The 21968-nt window shown below is 65.1% G+C and carries 23 protein-coding genes; 11 read left to right on the top strand and 12 right to left on the bottom strand.

Translation table 11 applies throughout. The features are described from left to right. The first annotated feature begins 21 nt into the window (after positions 1-21). Positions 22-804: a substrate-binding domain-containing protein gene (locus VXM69_RS08770; protein WP_367188429.1), complete on the top strand. Its 783-nt coding sequence runs from the start codon at positions 22-24 to the stop codon at positions 802-804. Between the two features lie 40 nt (positions 805-844). Here VXM69_RS08770 and dctA read toward each other — a convergent pair whose 3' ends face one another. Then, positions 845-2161: a C4-dicarboxylate transporter DctA gene (gene dctA / locus VXM69_RS08765; RefSeq protein ID WP_049034044.1), complete on the bottom strand. Its 1317-nt coding sequence runs from the start codon at positions 2159-2161 to the stop codon at positions 845-847. Positions 2162-2191: 30 nt separating this feature from the next. Next, on the bottom strand, positions 2192-3115 hold the full coding sequence (locus VXM69_RS08760; RefSeq protein WP_034191665.1) for a LysR family transcriptional regulator: 924 nt from the start codon (positions 3113-3115) through the stop codon (positions 2192-2194). Between the two features lie 660 nt (positions 3116-3775). Here VXM69_RS08760 and VXM69_RS08755 point away from each other — a divergent pair. Next, complete coding sequence (locus tag VXM69_RS08755) at positions 3776-4924, top strand: porin (RefSeq protein WP_367188428.1); 1149 nt, start codon at positions 3776-3778, stop codon at positions 4922-4924. 301 nt (positions 4925-5225) lie between these two features. On the opposite strand, the gene VXM69_RS08750 is transcribed toward VXM69_RS08755, so the two are convergent. Beyond that, entirely contained in the window at positions 5226-5684 is a 459-nt protein-coding gene (locus VXM69_RS08750; RefSeq protein ID WP_034191669.1) for an Lrp/AsnC family transcriptional regulator, read from the bottom strand. Between the two features lie 183 nt (positions 5685-5867). Between VXM69_RS08750 and VXM69_RS08745 the strand changes: the two genes are divergently transcribed. Together VXM69_RS08745 and VXM69_RS08740 are read left to right on the top strand one after the other, a co-directional pair. Beyond that, complete coding sequence (locus VXM69_RS08745) at positions 5868-6965, top strand: branched-chain amino acid aminotransferase (RefSeq protein WP_367188427.1); 1098 nt, start codon at positions 5868-5870, stop codon at positions 6963-6965. A 100-nt stretch (positions 6966-7065) separates the two neighbouring features. After that, positions 7066-9027, top strand: a complete 1962-nt coding sequence (locus tag VXM69_RS08740) for an FUSC family protein (RefSeq protein ID WP_367188426.1) — start codon at positions 7066-7068, stop codon at positions 9025-9027. A gap of 132 nt (positions 9028-9159) precedes the next feature. Here VXM69_RS08740 and VXM69_RS08735 read toward each other — a convergent pair whose 3' ends face one another. The 9 genes from VXM69_RS08735 to VXM69_RS08695 form a co-directional block, all read right to left on the bottom strand. Next, positions 9160-10692 carry a mannitol dehydrogenase family protein gene (locus tag VXM69_RS08735; protein WP_367188425.1) on the bottom strand — a complete coding sequence of 511 codons (1533 nt, stop codon included), beginning with the start codon at positions 10690-10692 and terminating at the stop codon, positions 9160-9162. A gap of 24 nt (positions 10693-10716) precedes the next feature. Next, the gene (locus VXM69_RS08730) at positions 10717-11445 is read right to left on the bottom strand and encodes an HAD family phosphatase (RefSeq protein WP_034191368.1); all 729 of its coding nucleotides are present in this window, start codon (positions 11443-11445) and stop codon (positions 10717-10719) included. Positions 11446-11500: 55 nt separating this feature from the next. After that, complete coding sequence (locus tag VXM69_RS08725) at positions 11501-12916, bottom strand: sugar porter family MFS transporter (protein ID WP_367188424.1); 1416 nt, start codon at positions 12914-12916, stop codon at positions 11501-11503. A gap of 809 nt (positions 12917-13725) precedes the next feature. Then, on the bottom strand, positions 13726-14301 hold the full coding sequence (locus VXM69_RS08720) for a DUF308 domain-containing protein (RefSeq protein WP_367188423.1): 576 nt from the start codon (positions 14299-14301) through the stop codon (positions 13726-13728). Positions 14302-14492: 191 nt separating this feature from the next. Then, complete coding sequence (locus VXM69_RS08715; protein ID WP_367188422.1) at positions 14493-14792, bottom strand: hypothetical protein; 300 nt, start codon at positions 14790-14792, stop codon at positions 14493-14495. Positions 14793-14923: 131 nt separating this feature from the next. Further along, the gene (locus tag VXM69_RS08710) at positions 14924-15064 is read right to left on the bottom strand and encodes a hypothetical protein (protein ID WP_367188421.1); all 141 of its coding nucleotides are present in this window, start codon (positions 15062-15064) and stop codon (positions 14924-14926) included. An 11-nt stretch (positions 15065-15075) separates the two neighbouring features. Beyond that, positions 15076-15231: a hypothetical protein gene (locus VXM69_RS08705; RefSeq protein WP_367188420.1), complete on the bottom strand. Its 156-nt coding sequence runs from the start codon at positions 15229-15231 to the stop codon at positions 15076-15078. 50 nt (positions 15232-15281) lie between these two features. After that, positions 15282-16763 carry an MFS transporter gene (locus VXM69_RS08700; protein WP_124669318.1) on the bottom strand — a complete coding sequence of 494 codons (1482 nt, stop codon included), beginning with the start codon at positions 16761-16763 and terminating at the stop codon, positions 15282-15284. Positions 16764-16812: 49 nt separating this feature from the next. Beyond that, entirely contained in the window at positions 16813-17409 is a 597-nt protein-coding gene (locus tag VXM69_RS08695) for a TetR/AcrR family transcriptional regulator (RefSeq protein WP_059556538.1), read from the bottom strand. Positions 17410-17609: 200 nt separating this feature from the next. Between VXM69_RS08695 and VXM69_RS08690 the strand changes: the two genes are divergently transcribed. The 7 genes from VXM69_RS08690 (at position 17610) to VXM69_RS08660 (ending at position 21934) form a co-directional block, all read left to right on the top strand. Further along, positions 17610-19094 carry an HD domain-containing phosphohydrolase gene (locus VXM69_RS08690; RefSeq protein ID WP_367188419.1) on the top strand — a complete coding sequence of 495 codons (1485 nt, stop codon included), beginning with the start codon at positions 17610-17612 and terminating at the stop codon, positions 19092-19094. 218 nt (positions 19095-19312) lie between these two features. After that, complete coding sequence (locus tag VXM69_RS08685; RefSeq protein ID WP_367188418.1) at positions 19313-19714, top strand: acyl-CoA thioesterase; 402 nt, start codon at positions 19313-19315, stop codon at positions 19712-19714. Continuing rightward, positions 19696-19863: a hypothetical protein gene (locus VXM69_RS08680; RefSeq protein WP_367188417.1), complete on the top strand. Its 168-nt coding sequence runs from the start codon at positions 19696-19698 to the stop codon at positions 19861-19863. Before VXM69_RS08685 ends, VXM69_RS08680 begins: the two co-directional genes overlap by 19 nt. A 29-nt stretch (positions 19864-19892) precedes the next feature. Continuing rightward, positions 19893-20093 (top strand): hypothetical protein, encoded by a 201-nt coding sequence (locus tag VXM69_RS08675; protein WP_367188416.1) that lies wholly within the window; start codon positions 19893-19895, stop codon positions 20091-20093. A 71-nt stretch (positions 20094-20164) separates the two neighbouring features. Then, entirely contained in the window at positions 20165-20359 is a 195-nt protein-coding gene (locus VXM69_RS08670) for a hypothetical protein (RefSeq protein WP_367188415.1), read from the top strand. A 187-nt stretch (positions 20360-20546) separates the two neighbouring features. Then, positions 20547-21140 (top strand): cytochrome b/b6 domain-containing protein, encoded by a 594-nt coding sequence (locus VXM69_RS08665; RefSeq protein ID WP_049031686.1) that lies wholly within the window; start codon positions 20547-20549, stop codon positions 21138-21140. A 2-nt stretch (positions 21141-21142) separates the two neighbouring features. After that, positions 21143-21934, top strand: a complete 792-nt coding sequence (locus VXM69_RS08660; RefSeq protein WP_034191378.1) for a molybdopterin-dependent oxidoreductase — start codon at positions 21143-21145, stop codon at positions 21932-21934. The last annotated feature ends 34 nt before the right edge of the window (positions 21935-21968 follow it).

Here is a 21968-nt window from a genome sequence, read left to right as displayed (position 1 = left end):
CGAATTCGCATGACCACGACCATGAGAAATCCGCTCCTGAAATTTTGCGTCACCGCGCTTGTCGCCGCCTCGGCGTTTGCTGCCAACGTACAGGCGGCCGAGCTCCACGTGATGAGCTCGGGTGGCTTCACCGCCGCCTACAAACTGCTCGGCCCCCGTTTCGCGGCCGCGACCGGCAATACGCTCGACACCGCGCTCGGCCCGTCGATGGGCCAGGCGCCCCAGGCGATTCCGAACCGGCTCGCGCGCGGCGAGCCCGCCGACGCCGTCATCATGGTCGGCTACGCGCTGGACGAACTGATCAAGCAAGGGAAGGTCATCCCCGGCTCCCGCGTCGAGCTGGCCGACTCGCGCATCGGCATGGTGGTGCGCGACGGCGCGGCAAAGCCGGACATCAGCACCGCAGAAGGTCTCAAGCAGGTGCTGCTGCACGCGAAGTCGATCGCCTATTCGGACAGCGCGAGCGGCGTGTATATCGAACGCGAACTGTTCAAGAAGCTCGGCATCGAGGAGCAGGTGAAGTTGAAGGCGAAGATGATCCCGCGGATTCCGGTGGCGTCGGTCGTCGCGAACGGCGACTATGAAATCGGCTTCCAGCAGGTCAGCGAGCTGCTGCCCGTCCCCGGTGCGACCTTCGTCGGCAAGATTCCCGAATCGCTGCAGTCGGTCACGCGCTTCGCTGCCGGCATCCCCGTCGGTGCGCAGCATCCGAAGGAAGCGAAGGCGCTACTGGACTATCTTGCGTCGCCCGACGTGCAGGCCGACGTGAAATCGACCGGGCTGGATTCCGCATCCGCTCATTGAGCCCGATCGGCGGGAAGGCCTGCGTCAGACCGCCTTCCCGTCACCGCCGGCCGGCATCTGGCGTGGCCGTGTTTTGATCGGGCCCGTCAGGGGAGGCCGGCCCGGCCATGGCGAGCCGCTGCGCCAGGCGTGTCCGATCGCACGCGCCTTCCCACGACGACACGAAGATCACCGCGCAGGCATTGCTGATCACGCTCGTCAGCGCTCGCGCCTCGGACATGAAGCGATCGATGCCGACCAGCAGCGCGACCCCGGCGACGGGCAGGTCGGGCATGACGGCGAGCGTCGCGACCAGCGCGACGAGCCCGCTGCCGGATACGCCGGCTGCTCCCTTGGAGGTAAGCAGCATGATCGCGAGCATCGTCGCGATCTGCGACGCGGAGAGGGGCACGTCGCACGCTTGCGCGATGAACAATGCCGCGAGCGTCAGATAGATCGCGGTTCCGTCCAGATTGAACGAATAACCCGCCGGCAGCACGAGTCCCACGACGCCTTTTTCGCAGCCGAGCGCTTCCAGCTTGACGATCAGACGCGGCAGGACCGGCTCCGTGGACGATGTCGCGAGGACGATGAGCAACTCTTCGCGCATGTAGCGCAGAAGCCGCCACAGCGCGAAACCGTGCAGTCGCGCGAGCGGTGCGAGCACCAGCACGACGAACAGCACGCAGGCCACGTAGAAGGACGCCATCAGCTTCGCAAGCGAGCCGACCGACCCGATGCCGAATCGGCCGACCGTGAACGCCATCGCGCCGAATGCGCCGAGCGGCGCGAGCCGCATGATCATCCCGAGCACGCGAAAGACGACCTGGGCGACACCGTCGATCAGCGCAAGCACGGGCCGGCCGGCCCGCGGATGCGCATTCAGCGAGAAACCGAACAACAGCGACAGCAGCAGCACCGGCAACACTTCGCCTTTCGCAAACGCGCCGAGCATCGTGTCCGGAATCATGCCGAGTCCGAACGCCACGAGGTCGCGCGGCTCCGCATGCTTCGCATACGGAGCGAGGATGCTCGCGTCCAGGTGGTGGACATCGATGTGCATGCCGGCGCCCGGTTGCAGCACGTATGCGGTGACGAGCCCGAACGCGAGCGCGGCGGCGGTCAACAGATAGAAGAGCGCCAGCGCCCGCACGATCGTGCGGCCGATGGCCTTCCCGTCCGCCAGCGACGTGATGCCCGAGACGATCGTGCAAAAGACGATCGGGGCGATGGTCATCTTCACCAGGCCGACGAATGCATCGCTGAGGGGCTTGAGCATCGCGCCCGCCGCCGGCCATGCGTGACCGATGCCGATGCCGAGCAACATCGCGAGCAGAACCTGCACGTAAAGCGATCCAAGCAGTCTGGCCAACCTCACCATCCGTTCCTTCGTGTCTCTCTGTGGTCGTTATGCCGATGCGCCGCTGCTGGCGATACCGCCACGCCTGGCCTCGATGACCATCTGATGGAATGCCTCGGCGGCCGGCGTGAGGGGGCGTCCGCGCCGCTTGACGATGCCCACGCGTCGTTTGACGACCGGTTCGACGAGCGGCACGCTCGTGAGTATAGGGTGGTCATGCCCGGGCATCGCCATCGAAGGCACTGCGGCGACGCCGAGCCCCGCTTCGATCAAGCCGAGCAGGGTCGTCACGTGGCGTGTCTCGCAGACGCTCGGCGTGCGCGGCGCGACGGCAGCCAGCGCCTGGTCCAGCAGCAGACGGTTGCCGGAAGTCTTGTCGACCGACACATAATCGTGCTCGTAAAGCTCGCTCCAGGTCACGCGCTTCTTGCGAGCGAGCGGGTGGTCGCGGCGACAGGCGGCAACGAACCGCTCCTGGAGCAACACCTTGAACTCGATCTCCGCCTCCTGGCTGCCGATGAAACTCACGCCGAAATCCGCCTCGCCGCTGATGACGGCCCCGAGCACCTCGTTGGCGCTTGCATCGAGCAGTTTCACCCTGATGCGCGGAAAGCGCTGATGATAGCGCGCGATGACGGCGGGCAGGAAGTAGTAGGCGACCGACGGCACACAGGCGATCGTCACATGACCCAGGCGGCTCGATGACACGTCGCGAATGCCGAGCAGCGCGGCATCGAGGTCGTCCAGCAGTTGTTCGGCACTCTGCGCGAACACGCGACCGACGGTGGTGAGCGAGACGCTGCGCGTGGTGCGCTCGAAGAGCCGCACGCCGAGCGCTTCCTCGAGCTTGTCGATCCGGCGGCTCAGGGCCGGCTGGGAAATACTGACGGCGTCCGCGGCCTTTCGGAAGCTGCCCGTTTCCACGACGGCGCGAAATGCCTGCAAGTCGGTTAAATCGAAGTTGATCGCCACGCACAAGTCTCCACCACGCTAATGGCGAGCATTGTGCATGATTCCGCTCGCGCCATGCGTGTCCCGCTGTCCACGCGGCAACGATAACGCGGCGCGGCGTGCTGCCCGGCCGCGCCGCGAACCGATCTTCCTTGAGGCGCTTCCTAACTGGCGGATGCGATCAAGGCGCGCTGTTCGGAGCTTGCGGCGCAGTTGATCCGCCATGACCGGTTCGCGATCAAGCTGTTCGATGCGATGGTGAGGAAGATGCGGCACGGTCCACGGAGGTGACGGCAAGGCGTTGCCGGCAGAAAGGGGGCGGTCGCACGGAAAGTGGCGCGGCCGCGGCAAGCGCTCGTTCGAGCCAGCTGCGGGCGCACCGCCGCTTCGCGTCTCCGCGGCGGCTGGCTACGCATCGTATGCGGTTGATAGATCACGCGCTTCTCACGAGATCACGGCTGTCGTGGCGGGGGCCGGTCCACTTTCCACCAGCCCGCTAGCCCTATTTCGCGCCGACAAATATCCCCCATTCTGGAGAGCACCTTCCCACCGCGAGGGGCTAACAGAAAAAAATCGGCTCATTACACTGCGCCCGTCGCATCGCCGAGCAGCCTCGACGCGGCATATACGGAGCGCGGAAGCGTTACGACCGGAAAACGAAAGACCTGGGGGTAAATCGTCATGAGAATGCGTTGGGGGATCATCGCACCCGCCACCTTGCTTGCTGCCACCGCGCATGCGCAGAGCAGCGTGACACTCTACGGCAAGATCGAGGACGGTATCAACTACACGAGCAACGCACGCAGCCACGGAACCGTGCAATTGCAAAGCGGCTATGACTACGGCAGCCGCTGGGGTATCAAGGGCACGGAAGATCTTGGCGGAGGCTACCAAGCGATTTTCACGCTCGAAAGCGGTTTCGACGTCAACACCGGCAAAATGAACCAAGGTGGCCGGGAATTCGGCCGCCAAGCCTTCGTCGGCATCGCGTCGGATCGGTACGGCACCCTGACGTTCGGTCGCCAGTACGATCCGAGCGTCGACATCTTCTCGCCGCTCACCGCCAACGGCAACTGGACCGGCTACCTGTTCTCGCATCCGTACGACAACGACAACACCGACTACTCGTTTCGCGTGAATAACGCGGTCAAGTACGTGTCGCCGGTGTGGCACGGCGTCACCGCGGAGGCGATGTATGGATTCAGCAATCAGGCGGGTGGCTTCGCGAACAACCGCCTGTATGGCGCCGCGCTGCAATACCAGCAGGGCGGGCTGACGGTCGGCGCGTCGTATTTGAAGATCAATCACGCAAGCAATGCCGATTCGACCGGCGCGATCACCGGCGACAATACGTTCGATGCATCGTCGCAGCAGAACATCGGCATCGGCGTGAATTATGCGTTCTCGAACGCGCTGGTGGGATTCACGTATTCGCACGTCGACGTCTACGATCCGACTTCGAACGCGTATTTCACCGGTACGACGCAGCCGGCGGGCGGTGCGTGGAAATCGTGGAAGTTCGACAACTTCGAGGTGAACGGCCTCTATCACTTCACGACCGCGTTCTACATCGGCGCGGCATATACGTACACTCAGGCCCGCGTCGCGTCGACGGTCGGCGCGTTCAATCCGAAGTGGCATCAACTGAGCACGAAGTTGAATTACGACTTGTCGAAACGCACATCGGTATTTGTGGAGGGCGTCTATCAGCATGCGATGAACGCGCACACCGGAACCGACTTCGACTACGCGTACATTCCGGGCGCCGCCGATATCTCGTCAGGCCCGAATCAATATGTCGCGCGTATCGCGCTGCTGCATCATTTCTGACACCAATGCCGTTCGCGGAGTCATGCAGCCTCCGCGCCCCCCATCTCACCCCTCAATCGCCGACACGAGTTCCGGTTCGACAGGAACCGACCGATCTTGCTGCGGCGGGTTACCGACCCGCTGTCGTCGGCGATACACTGCCAACCGCCGCGTGCCGCATCGCGCGCGAAACTGCCTGACGGTGTCCGCATCACGGGCCAAGCGCTCGCCATGACGCGCCCCATCGATCGTCGCTTTCGTGGATCTCCATGCACTGCCGGCCCGGGGCGGTATCGATTCACTTTCGCAGCGGCGTGCGCGATCAAAGCGGCAGCACGGAAGTCTGCTTGATCTTCTGCATCGGAATCTCGGTTTTCACGCTCTGCACGCCGTCGATCCGGGTCAGGTGATCGATCTGGAATTTCCGATAGGCGTCGATATTGGCGGTCACGACGCGCAGCAGGCAATCGCAATCGCCCGCCATCAAGTGGCATTCGAGAACCTGTGGAAGACGTTGGACCACCTCGGTGAAATGGTCGACGGTTTTCGCGTCCTGGCTTGTCAGCCAGATGCGGACGAAGACAGTCAGCCCCGCACCGATCTTCGATGCGTCGAGCAGCGCCGAGTAGCGCTCGATGACGCCGGCCTGCTCCAGCTGCTTGACTCGACGCAGGCACGGCGACGGCGACAAGCCCACCTTCTGCGCCAGTTCCACATTCTGGATTCGCCCGTCTTCCTGAAGCACTCTCAGAATGCGACGGTCCATTTCGTCCAGTTCGATCACGGCCATTGACCCAGCTTGTTCGATTGAGGCACACGATGCCTGAATGTTCGACTTTTGAAGCATTGAATTGCCAAACCGGTTTCATCTTAGGTCGAACACGCAACCGGAAATTATTTTTTCTACGATAAATTTTTGTCCGTAGCAGCCGGAACGGTCCCGCTGCCGATCAAGGAGCAAAAGATGAGCGCCAGTCCTGTCCAGGACTTCGAATTCGAAAGAAATCCTCACCCTGTCGAGGCCGCCGAGCGCACCGCGCTGCTCGACAATCCCGGTTTCGGCCGTGTCTTCACGGACCACATGGTGACGATCCGGTACTCGGCGGAACAAGGGTGGCATCACGCGAAAATCGGGCCGCGCGAGTCGTTTCGATTCGATCCGGCGACGCTCGTGCTGCACTACGCGCAGGAAATTTTCGAGGGCTTGAAGGCCTACCGGTTGCCGGACGGCGGCGCGGCCTTATTCCGTCCCGATGCGAATGCGCGGCGCTTTCGCCATTCGGCCGAGCGGCTCTCGATGGCACCGTTGCCGGAGGCGATGTTCGTCGAATCGGTACGCGCGCTGGTCCGGGTCGATCGTGACTGGATTCCGGCGTTCGACGGGGCGGCCCTGTATTTGCGTCCGTTCATGATCGCGACGGAGGCGGTGCTCGGCGTGAAGCCGTCGCCCGAGTACCTGTACTGCGTGATCGCGACGCCGGTCGGCGCGTACTTCAAGAGCGGCGCGTCGGGCGTGACGCTGTGGGTGTCGGAACACTACACGCGGGCGGCACCGGGCGGCACGGGCGACGCGAAATGCGGCGGCAACTATGCAGCCAGCCTGGCTGCCCAGGCGGAGGCGATCCGCGAAGGCTGCGAGCAGGTGGTGTTTCTGGATGCGGTCGAACGCCGCTGGGTCGAGGAACTGGGGGGGATGAACGTGTTCTTCGTGTTCGACGACGGGTCGATCCAGACGCCGCCGCTGAACGGAACGATTCTGCCAGGCATCACGCGCGCGTCGTTGATCACGCTGGCCCGGGATATGAATTACACGGTGCGGGAGGAGGGCTACACGATCGAGCAGTGGCAGGCGGATGCACGCAGCGGCCGTCTGGTCGAGGCGTTCGCATGCGGCACGGCGGCGGCCGTGACGGCGATCGGCCGGGTGAAGGGCCGTGCGTACGACTTCACGATCGGCGATGGTGGCGCGGGGCCGGTCACATTGCGCCTGAAGGCGGCGCTGCTCGATATCCAGAACGGGCGCGAAGCCGATCGCCACGGCTGGGTGGACCGCGTGTTTTGAGTTCGGCAACGCGGCCCTCACGACTCGCGAGGGCCGTCATGAAAGCCGCGGCCGGCGTTCGGCCGGAAACAGCCGCGCTGCCTCTTGGAATTCTTCGATCATGTCAGCTGTTTCGTTGTCGCGTGCCATTGACCGCCTGTTTATTGTCGACCCCGGTCTTCATCGGCTGCTGGGCGGTGTGCGCGCCGCGCTGGCGAGCTTGCTCGCCGGCGCGTTCGGCATTGCACTGGCGCTTCACCTCGGTTTTGCGATCACCACCGGCGCCGTTGGAATACTTTTTGCGATGATCGCACCGCTTTTCCTGCGTGATGCTCATCGGCTGGACTGGTATGAATCGCTTGCATGGCAGTACGGCGTCGCCTGCGCGAGTTTCGCCGCGGCCGCCGTCGTGAGCGCTTGGCCAGCCGTTGGCAAGGCAGGTTTCGTGCTCGTCCTGTTCTGTTCGATGCTGTGCCAGACCCGGGGGCCGCGCACGATCGGATGCGCGTTCCTGGCGATTGCCATGTACTACCTCGGTCTCTATCTGCATCCGATCGCGCCACAGGTCGGCCGCATGCTGGTGATGTCGATCGCAGGCCTCGCGAGTGTCGTATTCGTCTGCCGGACGCTGTTGCCGATGCATGCGGCGCGCACGCCCCGGCTCATCGCGCGCTCGGTATCGCTGCAAGCGGCATGCATCGCACGGAGTGACGTGCCGGCCGCCGGCGCATTGGACGCGATGGCGCATTTACTGGCGCTGAACGAGGCCGCCATCGCACTCGAGCATCACGCATCGACACTCGATGAAGGCGACGCGCACGCGTTGCACGCCGCGCTCGTCGCATTGGAGATCGCGGCGGCTCGACGCGTGCTGAACCACGATCGGACCGACGTTGCCGCCGCGGCGCTACGCGCCGCGATTGCTCGCTTCGATACCGTAGCCGGCGAAGTGGTGGCGCGCATGACCGTCACACGTCCGCCCGTGACGCCGCAGCGCGCGCCCGTGGTTCCGTGGATCGCCGGATGGCGCACGCTCGCATGGTTGCCGGCGATCCGCGCCGCGGCGGCTGCGTTCGCCGCGATGTTGATCGGCGAGACGCTGTCGTCGGAGCGGTGGATGTGGGCGGTGCTCAGCACATTCGTCGTGTTCTTTGGTACGTATTCGTGCGCGGACACGATCTATCGCGGCGCGCAACGTGTCGCCGGTACGCTCGCCGGCGCGCTCGCGAGCGTACTCGTCGTTGGTGCCATTCATCATGCGAATGCACTCGTGGTCATCGTAATGGGCGTTTGTGTGTTTGCCTGGGCGTACCACATCCTGCATGCATATGGGCGCGGCGTTTTTTTCCTCACGGTGCTGATCGGCCTCGTCTATGCGCAACTGGGGTTCGAGATCGGCCCGCTTGCCGAACTGCGTATCGGCGAGGTGTTGATCGGCTGTGCGGTGTCGCTCGCGGCGGCGATGCTGGTGATGCCGCTGGCGGCGTCGCGCCACATTGCGACGCGCTCGCACAGCCTGTTGGCGGCGCTGCGCGAACTCGTGCACGAACGCGACGACGGCACGCGGCCGGGGACGGCGCAGACGCGCGCGGCCGATCGCCGTTTTCACGAGGTGCGCCTGGCCATCAGGCCGCTGGCCGCGTGGCGCATGCGCCGTGTATCCGGCGATGCGCGACGGTTGTCGGACACGCTGCGCTACTGCTGGCTGTATGGCCGAATCGTAGCGACACGCCTGCCTGTTGATGCCGATGACCCGGTGGTCCCATTCGAGCGGCATGCGCGCGCGGTCATCGTTACACGAATCGATGCGTTGATGCGCGATCTGGATCGCAGCGGCTCGATTCGACTCGATGCGGCCGCGCACGTCGCGCACGGGCCGCTCTCAATGTCCGGTGATCATCCGTTACCGCCCCAGCGGGACCTGGCCCGGCTCGACGCGAAGTTGATCGAACTCAATCGGGTATTCGAGGACGCGCTGTTCGGAAAGAGCCGGGCAAGGAACGATGGTCGGGACAACTGCGGCTCTCGCATCACTCCCCCCTTGCTCGCCGACGCGAGTGCGGGTGCGGCCGGAACCGGCTGATCTCGCCGGGGCGGGGCGCCGACATGCCGTCGTCGGCGGTACCCGCTATCCGCAGATCATTCGGACGATCGTCCAGCGCATTGCCCGGACGGGAGCATTCGCGCGACCGATGTTCTGGTCGCGATACGTCGTTCAAGCATCCGGATCGAGCGCGAGCCGGATCGCATCGCGAGTCCTGCCTCGTGCCACGGCGGCCTGCATCGTGCGGAATGGCTCGATGAATCTCGCGTGGGCATCGAGGCCCAGAGCGGCGAACGGCTTCGAGTTGAGGATCGCAAGCGGATCGCCGCTTTGCACGCGATCGAGATCCGCTGCATCGAACCGCGGTTCGCTGACGGCGAACGGGCGGCCGAGATCGTCGATACCCTTCAGGTAATGCTGAAAGCAAGCCAGCAGCAGTGCTTCACGGCGCATGTCGCCGTTGTGCGCGATCAGTGCCCCGATGGTCTTTTCATGAAACACCGGGATCTTCGACGTGCCGTCGTGCGCGACGCGCAGCAACTGGTCGCCCAGTGCGGCGTTGCGGAAGCGCGCGAGCGTATCTTGAGCATAGGCGCGCGCGGACACGCCGTGCGGCAGCGTGAGGATCGGGCCGACGTCCCGGGTGAGGAAGGTGTCGAGCAGCGCGGCGAGATCGCGATCAGCCATTGCGTCATGGACGAAGCGATGTCCCAACAGAATCGCCGGATAAGCGAGCAACATGTGAGAAGCGTTCAGCATGCGCCCCTTCATTGCCTCGTACGCATGGACGTCGTCGCGCAATTCGACACCCGCGGCGTCGAATGCCGGGCGTCCAGCGCTGAAACTGTCCTCGACCACCCATTGCGAGAACGTTTCGGCAACGACGGGCGCCGTGTCGTCAATGCCTGACGACCGGTTGGCGCGCAGGCGAACCGCGTCCGTCACCTGCGGCGCGATCCGATCGACCATGCTGTTCGGGAACGCGACGTAACGCTCGATCCAGGCAGCGAGATCGACGTCGACCGCACGCGCGAAATCGAGCACCGCGCGTCGTGCGGTATCGCCGTTACCGCGCAGATTGTCGCAGGACATCACGGTGAAGGGCAGTACGTTCGCGGCACGGCGCCGTCTGAGCGCTTCGACGATAAACCCGAACGCGGTACGGGGTGGCCCACCCAGGAGATCGTATGCGACGTCGGGCGCATCGAACCGAAATGCGCCGGTCGTCTCGTCGAGGTTGTAACCGCCTTCCGTGATCGTCAGCGATACGATCCGGATCGCTGGATCGGCAAGCCTGGCCAGTACCGCCTCGGGATCGCTCGGTGCGTGCAGATACTCGATCATGGCACCGATGACGCGCACGGTTGTCGTGCCGTCGCTCGAGAACTCCGTCAGCGTATAGAGGCAATCCTGTGCGCGGAGCGCATCGGCCTTTGCGATCGAGGACCGGCTGTTACCCAGCCCGATTCCGCATATTGCCCAGTTTTCGTGACCGGGCAGATGCAGCAGATGGTCGATGTAGCGCGCCTGATGTGCGCGGTGGAAATTGCCGACACCGATATGCGCGATGCCCGCCGTCAGGCGATGATGATCGTATCCAGGAACGGCGACGTGCGGCGCGGCCCGTCCGATGGTGGCATGGGAGAGCGGCTGGAGCGCGGCATCCTCGCGCTCCAGCATGGAAGCGTTGTCATTCATGATCATGGGGTGTTTCCTGGTCGAGGGAGGTCAGGCGCGCACGCGCAAATCGGGCGTCGCTTCGTGCATCTGTTGCAGCCAGCGTTCGACGAGGGACGGCAGCGCGGCCATGTCGTCGAAAACGACGGACGCACCTGCAGCGCGCAATTTGTCCGTTTGCGTTCGTGCCGCATGCGCGGCGCCCACGAAACCGAGTACGGTCATGCCGGCGGCGATCGCGGCTGCGGTACCCGTCGCGCTGTCTTCGATGACGATGCAGCGTTCGGGCGCGACGTGCATGCGAACGGCGGCGGCCAAATAGACATCGGGGGCGGGCTTCGGCGAGGGCACCTGGTCGGCCGTCAACAATCGTTCGCCGAAAATGTCGGCCAGGCCGATCCGGTCGACCACGCTGCGCACGTAGGAAAGATCGCTGTTGCTCGCGCACGCCTTGACGAGCGGAATGGCGTCGAATGCGTCGCGCACGCCGTCGATGGCCGGCGCATTCACCGCGCTTGCGTGGACGTCCATGCGAATCGCCTCGACCGTGTCGTCGTCGAGAGGCCGATCGACGATGGTTGCGACGGCGCGCAGCAGTTGCTCGGCGCGCATGCCGAGCATGGGGCGCACGACGTCGCGAAGGCCGGCGAGCGCCCACCGGTGCTCGAGGCGAGTCACGATGATGTGTTCGGCGATTGCCTCGCTGTTGACGAGCACGCCATCGCAATCGCTGATGAGCGCATAGTCCGAAAGTCGACGAGTGGCAGTAAGTTCGTTCATGTCGGTTTCCGTGATGGGAGGACGGGATCGATGCGACTGTCTTGACTGGGGGCGATCATGAATGGCGCGGTCCGAAGGTTCCGCGCTTCAATGCGCGCTCGATGTCCTCGAGACTGCGACCGCGCGTTTCCGGCACCATCAAGTAGATGAACACCCATGCGAGCGCGTTGAGACCCGCGTATGCCCACATCGCGCCGCCGACACCGAGCCATTTGGTCACGGTCAGCGCAGTTCCGGTCAGCAGCAGGTTCGAGCCCCACAGCATCGCGGCGTGCGCGCCGGTGGCCTGGTTGCGAATCGCGACGGGATAGATTTCCGCGCCCGTCAGCCAGCCGATCACCTGGATACCGCCGGCGTTGAACACCATGAACGCGATCAGGCACGCGACGATCCACAGTTGCCGCATGGGCGAAACGACGTCGCCGCGCAGCAGGCAGCCAAGCAGGACAAGGCTGGCTGCCGCGACGGGCAGCGTCGCGAGGCTGAGCGTGCGGCGGCCGACATGGTCGACGATCAGCTTGCCGATGAAGGTCATCACGAGATAGGTGACCGCGACGCCGAGTGCGGCCCAGAGCGATGCCGACGCCCCGAATCCCGCGTCGCGCAGGAACGTCGGCGTGTAATAGATCATCATCTCGATGCCGCTGAGCTGGGTGAACGCGGCGACGCCGAGGCCGGCAACGAGGGCGGGGCGTACCCAGGGCTCGCGCATCGTGCGCCAGCCCGATGTTGCGCTGTGCTGTTGTCGCTCGACCACATCCCGGATATCGGCAATCTCGTGCCGGACGGCTGCTTGAGATTCCCGAACCTTCGACAACTCGCCATGCGCGTCGGCGATGCGATCCTGCTCGACGAGCCAGCGCGGGCTGCGCGGCAGTCTGGTCATGCCATACATCAGGATCACCGACGGGACGACGGCGATGCCGATCATCGCACGCCAAGGAAACAGGTCGTTGCCTGCGACGCCGATCAATGCTGCGAGCAGGATGCCGATGCCGATCGATACGTTGAAGTAGGTCACCAGGCGACCTCGCTTGTCCGGCTCCGCGAGCTCCGCGATGTAGGTCGGCACGATCTGCGTCGAGCCGCCGACCGCGAATCCGAGCACGAGCCGCGATGCGGCAAGGGACCACACGTCGGGCGATAGTGCGGCAGCCAGCACGCCGGCCGCATAGATCGCCGAGACGATCGTGATGGTCTTGCGGCGTCCGAGTGCGGCCGACATGCGGGTGCCGGCCAGTGCACCGATCACTGCGCCGAGCAGGATCGCCGCGGCGACGAGCTCTTGAGCGCGGTAGTCGAGCTCGAACTCACGCGCGATGAGGGGCAGGGCGCCCGAAATGATGCCGGTGTCGTATCCGTAGAGCCCGCCGGCGATCGCCGCGATCGATGCGACGGTACGCATGTAGGCGGACGGGGTGGGCCGGGGGCGGGCCGCGGGTGTGCCGGGAAAGGCAGAATCAGAAGCCATGACGGTTTTCCTTGTAATGCGTGCGTCGCGCGGGGTGAACGAACGCGTAACGTGACGACATGCGCCCGCTCCGGTAAAAGGCGCCGCCGCACGAGTGGCAACGCTTCACTGAAGTCGCGGAGCAGGACGGCGCAGACGGACGCTCAGGTGAGCGCGTGGACGTGGCCGGGCGGCATGCCGCCGCGTCGGGCAAATGGAACGCGCCGATAGGGTGGACTTCCGGTTTGTACCCGGGGGGATTGCCTGGTCATGTCGGTCACCGAGTGTGGAAACCGTTCGCGGCCCATCCAAACCGGTTTGGATCGAGGGCGTGACGATTCCTCTGGTTGAGCACGATCTGGAGCCGCACTTTGGAGCAAGGCGCCAGTGTCTCCTCTGGCGCTTCACGGCCTGCGTGGCAGGCGAACGATTCCGCCGTTGCCGGCTGGAGTCGTGAGGGTATTTCGGCGGACCCAACAATGAGGTGCCGAAAAGGGGATGCCAGCCGAGGGAGGCTGGCGGGCTAGGGTCTCGTGGCGAAATCTACAAGGAGCTTGTCGCCCGAGTCATGAACAATTATCCAGAAAAGGAGCAAAAGATCAAGTCTACGAAATCATGTGGGCCACATGCCCGCAATCTGGCGGCAAGCTGTGGGTGAAAGTCGGGGCGGCACATTTCTCGTTGCTCGGCTCGCGGCCGTCGATACCGCCACCTTCGCGGATCTGATCGCACCGATCCGCGCGCGGCGCCTCCGAGGTCATTCCAGACGCCGCTGATCCATGCGTTGAGCATGGGAGGGCGCTGCGGGTGCACGGAGATTTATCCGGTGCTCACGACTTGCTGCGCTGCATCCGCCGCACCTGCAGCCAAACGGCCGATATCAGGAAATAGAGGGCGCCGATCGCCGCGTAGCCTGCGATCTTCACGATCGCGGGCGGCATGGATGCGTGGCTTTGGACAATGAAGAACAAACCGGCCAGCGCTGATTGCGCACCGCTCAGGACCATCACCCACTGCGCGCCGATATGCTTCCAACGACGCACGGCGGTGCCGAGCTGAAGCGCACCGGAGAGAATGGCCCAGATGCCGAACACCGTGAGTACCGCGTGCATGCCAGCATTCAACGCCGCTAATACCGCCAGGGTCGCGACGGCGCTGATCGCGACGTTGACCGCCTGCGTACGATTTGCTGCCGTCCCGCCGCTGCGAGCCAGGTCGACGAAATTGGCGAGCGCGTCCCAGGCCGGATAAACGACCAACAGGATCGCTGCGCAGGCCGCGCTCTGCCGCCCGACGGAAAACGCCAGCGCGACCCAGATCAGCGAGAATATCGCCCTGGAAAAGTAGTACCGTTTCAGCCATCGACCGTCGGCTGGAGCATGGAATTCGGGGCGGCTGTTAACCATTTGTACTCCTTTGTATATCGAATCATCGTGCCGGTCGGCGGGCAGGGGCGCAGCTGACCGGATCTCCAATGCGCCGAGTATCTCAATCGTCGGGGGCTGCCGCTATCGGTCGGATGTCCGATGGTGAAGGTTCGGCGGTTGCCCAGGCCGATGCAGGGTATCTCGCGTATCGACAATGACGGTTGTGCCGTTCAGGTCGGCCCGTCGTTCTCTCGTGCCGGGCGATCTGGCGCAGGCGCGCCGGCGTCCGCCCATCGGTCGCTCAGCGCCGCGATCGCGAAGTAGACGGCACCCATCGCTTCGCAGGAAAGCAGCGCGCCGGCCAGTGCCGTTCGCGCGCCGGCCAAGATCGTTCGCCATGACGTATCGGCATCTCGCCGGCGCGCCACGGCGATGCCGATCCGCAGCACCCCCGACAGCACGGCAAATACGCCGAGCGCCCGGGGCAGGCCGCTCGCCAATGCAACGATGAAGCGCTGACGTTCCGACATGGCGGCCGCCCTCACGGTTCGGTCACTCGCGTGACGGTTGCCTATCCTGGCATCCGGCCGTTCGCGGGGGCCATCGGACAAATAACCGATGGAGCCGGCCAGAACTGACGCATGGCGGCGCGCAACCGCCGTTACTGCGCGTACGAGACGACATCCGTGATGTGCCGATCGGGCGCGATATCGGTGAACGCGTCGATGTCGGCCATGACGTCCGCCGCCTCCGCCGACGCGAACGCGGCGTCCAGCGCGGCCCGATCCGCGAAGCGGCACATCGCCACGACGATCAGTTCGCTGTCCTCTCTGAGGGGAAGAAGGCATCGACATATTCGAGCCCGTACCGTTTCCAGGATTTCTCCACCAGCGGAATGTGTTGCTCGACGTAGTAGCGAACATCGAACCGGGTACCCGCGGCTCGGCGATAGGAAACGACGAAATACATGAGGCCTCTCCAGGTTGGACTGATGCAACGATGAATGTCGAGACGGGCGACTACGGCCGATTGCGTTCAGGGCCGAAGCCCGGCCGGGCGGCCGCCCGCACCGAGGTCGGCGCGGCGGGCGCGCGAGCGAGCGAGATGCCCAGCGCGGCGCCGGCGGCGAGGAACAACGAAATCGAGAGAAGCGCGACGATGAACGCGTGCGCAATGGCGGCCGGATCCTGGCGCGTGCCGAGGACCGTATAGAAAATTCCGCCGATGATCGCGACGCTGAGCGACGTGCTGACCTGCAGCGTCGAACTGGCAATGCCGGCGATCATGCCGGAAAGCGCCGGTGCGACGCGCCCGGTCACCATGCGCATCAGCGTGGGCAGCGCGAGCCCCTGTCCGAAACCGATGACGAACAGCGCGGCGGCGAGCGGGACCGACGCGAGCGGCATCCCGATCGGCGTGGCATCGATCAACCACGCGAGGCCGACGAGCCCGACGACCTCCAGCCCCATGCCGAACGGATTGACGTAAGCGCCGATGACACGTGTGCAGAAAGGCGTCGACAACGGCCCGAGCAGGAACCCCACGCCGAACGGCAAGAACACGAGGCCCGCGCTCAGCGCGTCGACGTGCAACGCGTTTTGCAGATACACCGAAAACAGCAGGAAAAACCCACCGATCGCATACAGCAGCAGCGCGATCAGCAATGCCCGTCCCAGCCCTGGCGCGCGCAGCGCGGCCGGATCGAGCAGCGGTGCGCCGCCGCGGCTGCCCAGCCGACGCTCGTAGCGCCAGAAGCACGCGGCGAGGGCCGGCACCGCGAGCAGCGACACCCATGCCCAGACGGGCCAGCCCGCTTCGCGTCCCTCGATCAGCGGCACGATCAGCGCGCCCAGCGTCAGCATCGACAGCGCGGTGCCGCCGAGGTCGAGCTTGCGCGCATGCTGCGCGCGCGTTTCCTTCAACAGCGGAATCCCGAACAGCACGACCAGAATCGCCAGCGGCAGATTGACGAGGAAGATCGTGCGCCAACCCAGGTTCAGCAGGTTCAGCGAGATCAGGATCCCGCCCAGCGCCTGCCCGACCACGGCGGCGAGGCCGAACACCGCGCCATACAGGCTGAGCGCGAGCGGCTTCTCCGCTTCCGGGAAGATCGCCTGGATCGAGGCGAGCGCCTGCGGCGCCATGATCGCGGCCGTCACGCCCTGCAATGCGCGACCGACGATGAGCGTCCACGGCGAGCTGGCGAGGCCGCACAGCATCGAGGCCGTCGCAAATCCGATCAACCCGAGAAAGAACATGCGACCGCGGCCGAACAGGTCGCCCAACCGCCCGCCGGTGATCAGCGTCACCGCGTACAGTCCGGCATACGACGAAATGACGAGTTGCTCGGCCGACGACGAGGCGCCCAGCTCCGCGCGGATCGACGGCAGCGCGACATTGATGATGAAGAAGTCCAGCGGCGGCAGGAACGCGCCGACGAGCAGGACCGAAAACATCGCCCAGCGACGCGGGTCGGGCGAGACGGGATCATTTTGTGACATCAACGGCTCTCCATACGGAACCGATTGGTTCCAAATTGGGTAAAAAAATTCAGTCGAGGAGGCGCATCGTGCGGTCGACCAGCGCGAGCATGTCGCGCTCGGGTACGCCGGTTTTCCCCAGCACGCGCATGCCTTCGACCTGGCAGACGAGCAGACGCGCCAACACCTGTTCGTCCTGCTCGGCGATCTCGCCGCTCGCCTGGCCGCGGACGATCGCGCCCGCATAGAGCTGCTGCAGGCGCCGGAACATGCGCCCCGTGCGCTCCGCGACATCCGCGTCGCGCGCGGCCAGTTCGGTGGTCATCGCGACCGCGAGGCACCCCCGCCGGCCCGCCTCGCCGACGGACAGGTGCGCATAGCGCAGCAGCGAGTCGCGAATCGCATCCTTCACGGGGCCGGGTTGCGACAGGATGTCCGCGGTCGCCTTGAGCCCGTCGGCCATGTACAGGTCGAGCGCTGCCAGCAGCAGCGCCTTCTTGTCGCCGAATGCCTTGTAGAGACTGCCGCGCGACAAGCCGGTGCCGGCCATCAGGTCGGGCAGGGACGCGCCTTCATAGCCGTGGTCCCAGAAAACGTCCATCGCGTCGCGCGCGGCATCGCCAAGTTCGAATTCGCGGGGGCGGCCCACGCCAGCCGGATTTGCCATCGGTCAGTATCGCAAATGATGCGGTGCTTGAAAGTGGCCTTCATTATATGGACCGATCGGTTCCGATGTCAATGCGCATGTAACGGCAGGGTGCCTGTTCACGCGGACGCTGCGCACCGTCGCGGGGGGCGAAGCGCCGCGTACATCGCATCGTAGGCCTCGCGTATGATCTGCGGTGATCTCCACGATTTTCCGTGTCCATGCCCACGTTCGACGTCGATGCAAACCAGAACACGCTGCGGGTGTTCGATTCGGTAAGAGCGCTCGCGTTCGTCGGCGACCTCAGCATGGGACAGCCGACCGACCATTCATTGCGCACCGGATGGCTGGCGGCGCGACTCGCGCGCGCGGCCGGGCTCGATTCGCAGACTTGCGATACGGTGCGCGAGGTGGCGCTGCTGCGCTGGTCGGGCTGCACCGCGAACGCGGCGGGCTTCGCCGACGTGTTCGGCGACGACATCGCGATCAGGCTGGCGATGCTCGAGGGACGATCCGACTGGGCGGCGCCGCTGGAGGCGCTGGGTGGCGCAGCGTCCGTCATGTTGCCGCTCGCGCAGACTCACTGCGAGGTATCGGGAGAGATTGCGAGCATGTCGGGCCTGTCCGGCATGACGGCAACGTCGCTCCGTCACATCTTCGAAACGTGGGATGGCGCGGGGTTTCCCGCGAACATGGCTCGCGACGCGGTGCCGATGCCCGTGTTTGTGGTCGCGCTGGCGGGCGACCTGGAGGTTTTCGGTCGTACCTATGGCATCGAGCGGGCGCTCGAGCTCATCGAGCAGCGTTCCGACATTCGATATCCGGCCCATCTCGTCGGAACGGCCGTCAGGAACGCAAGCGGCTGGCTGGAGGAGGTCGGGCGTGCGACGCTCGACGATTTCGACGCCGCGCTGATCACGCCCGACATGCAACGGATGACCTCGGCCGAACTGATCGCCGATGTGATCGATCTCAAGTTGCCCTGGATGACGGGCTTTTCGCGTGCGGTCGCGACGACCGCGGCGGCAAGCTGCGAGCGGCTTGCACTCGATCGAACGGCGCAGGCGCGCGTCTACCAGGCTGCGTTGATTCACGGTATAGGCCGTGCCGCCGTCCCCAACGCGGTGTGGAATCAGCGCGAGACGCTGCCGGCCAGCGCGTGGGAAAAGATTCGGCTGGTGCCGTACTGGACGGCGCGCGCCGGCAGGCAAACCGGGGCCCTCGCCGAGGCCGCCGAGCTCGCTTCCCACGCTTACGAGCGGCAGGACGGATCGGGATACTTCCGCGGGGCAGCCGGCCGTGCGTTGACGCTCGAGGCGCGTGTGCTGGCCGCCTCGGTAGCGTGGGTGGCGCTGCGTTCGCCACGGCCCTGGCGCGACGCGCTGTCGGCCGAAGCCGCCAGGCAGGTGTTGCGCGAAGAGGTCGAGCGCGGCCGGTTGAGCAACGAAGCGGTCGATGCGATCGTGGAGCCGGCACCCACGGGCGGACGGTTCGCGAAACGCGCCACGCAGGGGGCGCGGCTGTCGGCGCGGGAGATGGACGTGCTGCGCGTGATCTCGCGCGGCGCGAGCAACAAGGAAGCCGCGCGCGCGCTCGCGATGAGCCCGAGCACCGTGCGCACCCACGTCGAAAGCATGTTTCGTAAGCTCGATTGCTCGACGCGCGCGGCAGCCACACTCAAGGCGTCGGCGATGGGGCTGCTGTAGCGATAGAGCCTTGCCCGGTCGCAACGTATCGTGATTCGGCGATGTCGCCGTCGCGCGAGCGGGCCGCCAGCGCCGGGCGGTCACTCCAGCCGTATCGGTCACTCGACCGATACGCGTGGCATGGGTCGTCGCGTAATCTGGGGCGCTTCGATGGCTTCCCCTTCGGTACGAATGCCGCGACGCGCGCGCTGCCCCGGCACCGTCAACCCCCACCATTCATGAATCTACTGTTGCGTTTGTGCGTTACGTTCCTGCTGAGCCGGCGACGTCGGCGACTGCATGTCCTCGACACCTGCGTCACGCCGTTCCGCGTGTGGCCCAATGACCTCGATGTGCTGCGCCACATGACGAATGGCCGCTACTTCGCCATTCTCGATCTGGGGCGGGTCGATCTGTTGCTGCGCTCGCGCGTGTGGCCGCGCGTCAATGCGCAAAAGTGGTATCCCGTCGTCACGCTCGAGACGATACGATTTCATCGATCGCTGCATTTGTGGGAGCGTTACGACGTCACGACGCGTGTGATCGGTTGGGACGAAAAACATGTGTTTCTGGAGCAGGGGTTCAGGCGTGGCGTGGCGGGGCCGAGGTCGCGCTCGGCGTCGTGCGAACGCGGTTCCTGAAGCGCGGCGGCGGCACCGTGCCGACCGACGAACTACTGGCGCGGATCGGCGTGACCCAGCCATCGCCCGATCTGCCCGAATGGGTCGTGCAATGGAGCCGGGCCGAGGGCGGGATGACGGTGCGTGCGGAATCGGTCCTGCAAACCTGACGCACCGCGATGCGTAGCCGGGTGCGGACATGCTGTCAGCGGTCGCCATGGCCTTCGTCGGCGCCGGCAGTATGGCGGTCGGCGTGGCCGACGACATGATCGTCCCGGGGGCAGGGCAGTTCGGTTGCGGCGCGGTGCATGCGTTCGGCAGCTGGGACACGAGGGTGACCGCCACGCCCCCCAAAGACGCGGACAAGCTGACCATCCGGGTCCTGCTCACGAACCCCTGAGCGTCAACAAAGGCGTCCAGGTGCCGGCGCCGCCTGGCTGAGCCCGTCGAGCGAGTCACCGGCGCGTCTTCGTGAAGACGGCATGGAGTCTCGACACACTGAACGCCGACCTGGCCGCCGCCCCCGACGACGTGATGGCGCGCTATCGGGTCGCTTTCGGGCACGGTGACGGCATGTGGCGGGATAAATCCGCCACCTTCAATACGCGCGAGGGGCTGAGCGTGCTCGACGTCGAAGCGTACCTGCGGCTGGTCGGCCCGCGCTGACGCGTCCCTCGGCGGCCTGCCGCCGTTGTTCCGGCCGGCCGCCTGTACATCGGCTCGGCAGGAGTCCGACCGGGGTCGGTCGTTCGACCGATACCGGCGCGTCGCGGCAATTGCGATCCTTCTCGTCACGCCCATGTCACCACGGCATGGCCCGCGCACCATCCGCAAGGTTACGAGGACGTTCGCTTTGAAGCGCTCGACGATTCATCCGCTGTGGGTTCGTCTTTTCCACTGGCTCAATGCCGCCGCAGTCATCGCCCTGTGCCTGAGCGGCTGGCAGGTCTACAACGCATCGCCGATTTTCAGGACGGTTACGTTTCCGCCTTCCATCACGCTTGGCGGCTGGCTGGGCGGTGCGCTCCTGTGGCACTTCGCGGCGATGTGGATCCTGGCCGGCAACCTGTTCGCCTATCTCGTGCTCGGCATTGCAACCGGGCGGTTGCGCAGGAAGCTGCTGCCGCTCGGCATGCGGGCGGTCTTTTCCGACCTCGCCGCCGCGCTGCGCGGAAAGCTGGGTCATGACGATCCGGCACGGTACAACGCCGTGCAGAAGTTCGCGTATCTCGGCGTGCTCCTCGATATCGGGCTGCTCGTGCTGTCGGGGCTCGCTATCTGGAAACCGGTGCAGTTCCCGGTCCTGCGGACATTGATGGGTGGATTCGACAACGCGCGCGTCGTTCATTTCGTCGCCATGAGCGTGATCGTCGGTTTTTTTGCCGTTCACATCGTGATGGTCGCGCTCGTTCCGCGCTCACTGCTGACGATGATTCGAGGGCGCTGATCATGCATGAGCCAAAACGTTCCCCCCACGCCGATCGCGTCTCGCAGCTCGATGCGGATGCGATCGTCAAGGATGCGCGCAACGCACTCCAGTCGACGCAACGCCGCCTGTTCGGCAAGCGAATCCTCACGCTCGGCGGACTGATGCTGCTTTCCGGCTGCGAGCTGACCGACGACCAGTCAGTGAACACGATGCTGCGCCGCGTGTCGTCGTTCAACGACGACGTGCAGGCGTTGCTGTTCGATCCGCGCAAGCTTGCGCCGACCTATCCGGAGTCGATGATCGCGCGGCCTTTCCCGTTCAATGCGTATTACGACATCGATCAGGTGCCGGACGTGGATGCGGCGAGATATCGGCTCCAGGTCGGCGGACTGGTCAAAGGCAAGCGTGCGTGGACGCTCGACGAACTCCGTGCGCTGCCGCAGGAAAGCCAGGTCACGCGGCATATCTGCATCGAAGGGTGGAGCGCGATCGGGAAGTGGGGCGGCGTGCGATTTTCGGACTTCCTGTTGCGCGCCGGCGCCGACACCACCGCGAAGTACGTCGCGCTGCATTGCGCCGACAACTACTGGACGAGCATCGACATGCCGACTGCGCTCCATCCGCAAACGCTGCTGACGCTCACCTATGACGGCAGTGTCTTGCCGGCGAAGTACGGCTTCCCGATGAAGCTGCGCATGCCGACCAAGCTCGGATACAAGAATCCCAAACATATCGTCGCCATCACGGTGACCAACGCATTCCCGGGCGGTTATTGGGAAAACCAGGGATACAACTGGTTTGGCGGTTCCTGAGCCCTTGGCCCTGGATATCGCGCCGGTGACATTC

Source organism: Burkholderia sp. Ed8 (assembly GCF_040761425.1).
In the GTDB taxonomy this organism is placed as follows: Bacteria; Pseudomonadota; Gammaproteobacteria; order Burkholderiales; family Burkholderiaceae; genus Burkholderia; species Burkholderia seminalis.
Note: the sequence above shows the minus strand (reverse complement) of the source record. Positions and strands in the feature narration are given on the sequence as shown.